The sequence below is a fragment of the Methanofollis sp. genome (assembly GCF_028702905.1).
GTDB lineage: Archaea > Halobacteriota > Methanomicrobia > Methanomicrobiales > Methanofollaceae > Methanofollis.
The window spans coordinates 1-4,100 of record NZ_JAQVNX010000145.1 but is presented as its reverse complement, the minus strand read 5'-3'; the positions used below and the strand labels follow the sequence as shown (position 1 = coordinate 4,100).

Annotated in this window: 3 protein-coding genes; 2 read left to right on the top strand and 1 reads right to left on the bottom strand. The window is 66.9% G+C overall.

The annotated features are described in order from the left end of the window. Positions 1 to 438 precede the first annotated feature (438 nt). Entirely contained in the window at positions 439 to 2,754 is a 2,316-nt protein-coding gene (locus PHP59_RS11710; protein WP_300167205.1) for an Orn/Lys/Arg decarboxylase N-terminal domain-containing protein, read from the top strand. Further along, positions 2,751 to 3,686, top strand: coding sequence for a carbamate kinase (gene arcC / locus PHP59_RS11705; protein WP_300167203.1), 936 nt, complete (start codon positions 2,751 to 2,753; stop codon positions 3,684 to 3,686). The genes PHP59_RS11710 and arcC overlap by 4 nt, the downstream gene beginning before the upstream one ends. Here arcC and PHP59_RS11700 read toward each other — a convergent pair. Continuing rightward, on the bottom strand, positions 3,676 to 4,100 hold a 425-nt coding region (locus tag PHP59_RS11700; protein ID WP_300167201.1), incomplete at its 5' end, for an arginine deiminase family protein. The two genes, arcC and PHP59_RS11700, sit on opposite strands and share 11 nt — an antisense overlap.

The following is a 4,100-nucleotide window of genomic DNA, read 5'->3' as shown; positions in this document are numbered from 1 at the left end:
TGTGTCCTGCCGACGCTCTCCTCCGGGGGACTACCGCCCCCGTCAGCGAAAACCTTCGGTTTTCTCGAACTCGCTGGCGCTCGTTTCCCCCGGTGCAGGATAGGCGGAGGGATGGCAATCTCCCACCTCAGGATCTCTGCTCTGTCTTCCCCGGCCCTATCCTAATGTGGGGTCCGGGGGCAGCGAGCGTCAGCGAGCTTGAGAAAGCCGAAGGCTTTCGAAGAGCCCCCGGCGAGCCGCGTGGGGAAGGCGGGGGGTCGGGGTTTTCCTCCGGGGAACTGCCTGTGGTGTGTGCGGGAAAGATGATTGATCTGTGTTTCTGGAAGCCCGTTGATCGCCGCTCTCCACGTGGTGCTTTCGATAGAGTCTCCCGGTCTCTGTTTCCTACCCATACCTTTTATGCCTCCCTCGCCCACTCCCCCCTGAGGGCACAGACCTATGGAATGGTACAGCAACCTCGACCTCTCCATCCTCATCATCGACTCCGAACTCGGGGCGAAGACCGCGGGAGGCATCGCCCTCCGGGAGATCATCAGGCTCCTGAAAGACCTTGACTTCGACGTGGTCGAGGCCACGACCATCGACGACGCCTTCTCCATCTTCAGGTCGTCGTACCCGGAGATTGCCGGCGTCCTCCTCGACTGGGACCTCCAGGCCGACGCCCCCGACGCACCGGGGCCGGCCGAGATGATCCGGGAGATCAGGACGAGGAACAGGTCGCTCCCGATATTCCTGTTCACCCGCAAACTGGCGGTGAACGAGATCCCCCTGGAGGTGGTCCGGACCATCGACGGCTACTTCTGGAAACTCGACAACACCCCGCGGTTCATCGCCGGCCGGATCGAGGACGTCACCGGCGACTATCTCGACACCCTCCTCCCGGCCTTCTTCGGGGAACTCGTCAGGTACACGCAGGAGTACACCTATGCCTGGCACACCCCCGGCCACACCGGCGGCGCCGCCTTCCTCAAGTCGCCGGTCGGCAAACTCTTCTACGAATTCTTCGGCGAGAACACCCTCAGGGCCGACCTCTCCGTCTCCGTCCCCGAACTCGGGTCCCTCCTGGAGCACTCGGGCGTGGTGGGCGACGCCGAGGCCGACGCCGCCCGGATCTTCGGGGCCGACAGGACCTATTTCGTGACGAACGGGACCTCGACGGCGAACAAGATCGTCTTTTCGTCCTGCGTCTCCCCCGGCGACATCGTCCTCGTCGACAGGAACTGCCACAAGTCGGTGATGTACGCGATCATCCTCACGGGCGCCGTCCCCGTCTACCTGGTCCCGACGCGGAACAACTACGGGATCATCGGCCCCATCCCCGCGTCCGAGTTCTCGGAGGATGCAATCCTGGAGAAGATCCGGTCGAACAGGCTGGCGCAGCCCGATGCCGCCCCGAAACTCGCCGTCATTACGAACTCCACCTACGACGGCCTCTGCTACGACGTCGTCGCGATCCGCGGCTGGCTGCGGGGCATGGTGGACGCCCTCCACTTCGACGAGGCGTGGTACGGCTATGCCTGTGTCCACCCCCTGTATGAGGGGCGGTACGCGATGTCGGGGGCAGGCCTCGGCCCGGACGACCCTGTCCTCTACGCCACCCAGTCCACCCACAAGGTGCTCGCCGCCTTCTCCCAGGCCTCGATGGTCCACATCCTCGACGGCCACCGCCCCGAGGATGGCCGGGTCGACCCCGAACGTTTCAACGAGGCCTTTATGATGCACTCGTCCACCTCTCCCGCCTACTCGATCATCGCCTCCCTCGACGTCGCCGCAAAGATGATGGAGGGCGACTCAGGCACGGCCCTCATCGCCGACACCCTTGAAGAGGCGCTGATCTTCAGGCAGAAGATGGTCCAGATAGGTGAGCAACTCGCGGCGGGCGAGGAGGCGGGGGAGAGGTGGTGGTTCGGGATCTGGCAACCCGAGGGCGGGGACTTTCCCGACCTGCGGCCCCGCCCCGAGGCCGGCGACGACCTGGAGAGACACCTCGCCTTCTGGACGCTCAGGCCCGGCGATGCCTGGCACGGGTTCGAGGGCCTGGACGAGGGCTATGTCCTCCTCGACCCCCTGAAAGTGACCGTCCTCACGCCGGGCGTGGAGAAGGACGGCGGCATGGGGATGCGCGGCATCCCGGCCCCGGTCGTCTCCCGCTTCCTCCAGTCGCGCGGGATCGTCGTGGAGAAGAGCGGCTTCTACTCTTTCCTCATCCTCTTCACGATGGGGATCTCGCGAGGGAAATCGGGCACCCTCATCGCCCAGCTCTTCGAGTTCAAGGACCTCTATGACGAGAACGCCCCGCTTGAACGGGTCTTCCCGGCCCTCACCCGCGCCCACCCCGAGATCTACGGCGGCATGGGGCTTGCCGACCTCTGCGACGCGATGCACGCCTACCTCAGGAGGCGGAACATTGCAGGCGTGCTGAAGACGGTGTACGCCGGCATCCCCGAGGCCGTGATGACCCCGGCCGAGGCCTACCGCCACCTCGTGGCCGGCGAGACCGAGACGGTGCCCATCGGCTCGATCATCGGGAGGACGGCGGCGGTGATGGTCGTCCCGTACCCGCCCGGCATCCCTGTGCTGATGCCAGGCGAGAGGGTCCTTGAGGAGGACCGCTGCCTCGTCAACTTTCTCCTCCTGTACGGTGACTTCGACACCGCCTTCCCGGGCTTCGAGACCGAGATCCACGGCGTCGTCTCCGAGCAGACTGCGGAGGGGAAGGTCGTCTCCGTCCTCTGCCTGAAGGAGGACGGATGAAGGTGGTCGCGGCGCTCGGCGGCAACGCCATCGTCAGGTACAGGGAGGAGGGGACCGCGGAGGAGCAACTCGGCCACATCGACGCGGCCGTGGCCCCTCTTGCCGCCCTGGTCGCCGCCGGCCACCAGGTCCTGGTCACCCACGGCAACGGCCCGCAGGTCGGCGACATCCTCCTCCAGAACGAGTGCGCGAAGGACGCGGTGCCGCGGATGCCCCTCGACGTCTGCGGCGCCGAGAGCCAGGGCATGATCGGCTACATGGTCCAGCAGTGCATGGCAAACCGGCTTTCTGCGGCCGGTCTCGACCTGCCGGTCGCGACCGTCCTGACCCGGACCCTGGTGGAGAGGTCTGACCCGGCATTTGCCCGCCCGTCCAAGGCGATCGGCCCCTATTATACGGCGCCGGAGGCGCGGGCCCTCGGTGCGTCCGAGAGGTGGACGATGCGGGAGGAAGAGGGGCGTGGCTGGCGGCGCGTGGTCCCTTCCCCCGCGCCCCGCGAGGTCCTTGAGGTCCGGGCGATCAGGTCGCTCTTCGAGAGCGGCGCCGTCGTGATCGCGGGCGGCGGCGGGGGCGTGCCCGTGGTCAGGGAGGGTGACGGCCGTCTCGCGGGCGTCGAGGCGGTCGTCGACAAGGACCTTGCCGCGGAGAGGATTGCCGCGGGCATCGACGCCGACCTCCTCCTCATGCTCACAGACGTGAGGGGGGCGTACCGCCGCTTCGGGACGGCCGAAGAGGAATTGATCCCCGTGATGGACGCTGCGGAGGCAAAACGTCTCCTCGCCGCCGGGGAGTTTGCGGAGGGGTCGATGGCGCCGAAGGTCGAGGCGGCCGTCAGGTTTGTCCGCGGCGGCGGTCAGTCGGCCGTCATCGCACATCTCGACGATGCGGAGAAGGCCGTCAGGGGCCGTGCCGGGACGCGTATCACCGCCTGACCGTGCAGGTCATGCAGTGCGCCCCGCCGTACCCGCCTGTGGCATTGGTGAGCGCGACCGGCACCATCTCAAGGCCTGCCGCGGCGACCTCCTTCGTGTACGGGAAGAACCCGCCCCCGGCCATGAGGCGCCGGTAGTCCTCCCGGGCCGCCGCGAGGAGGGCGTCGTACTTCCCCGGCCTATCCGCCGCCTTCTCCTGCAACCTTTCGATGACGCGGGGGGCGAGCGCCCCGGCGTCGACGGCGACCGCCTCCCTGTCCCTGACGCAGAGAAAGTTCGAGGCATAACAGAGCTGTTCGAGAGTAGTGATCGGGACGACGGCAAAATCCTTTTCTTTGAGGTAAGAGGCAAGGTTCCCCTCCCATCCGGCCGTCACGAACCCGTCCGTCTCCCGGTGGAGCACCTCGACCACCG

Coding starts and splice junctions, on each gene's coding strand:
- arcC (WP_300167203.1), top strand. CDS start 2,751: ATGAAGGTGGTCGCGGCGCTCGGCGGCAACGCCATCGTCAGGTACAGG.
- PHP59_RS11710 (WP_300167205.1), top strand. CDS start 439: ATGGAATGGTACAGCAACCTCGACCTCTCCATCCTCATCATCGACTCC.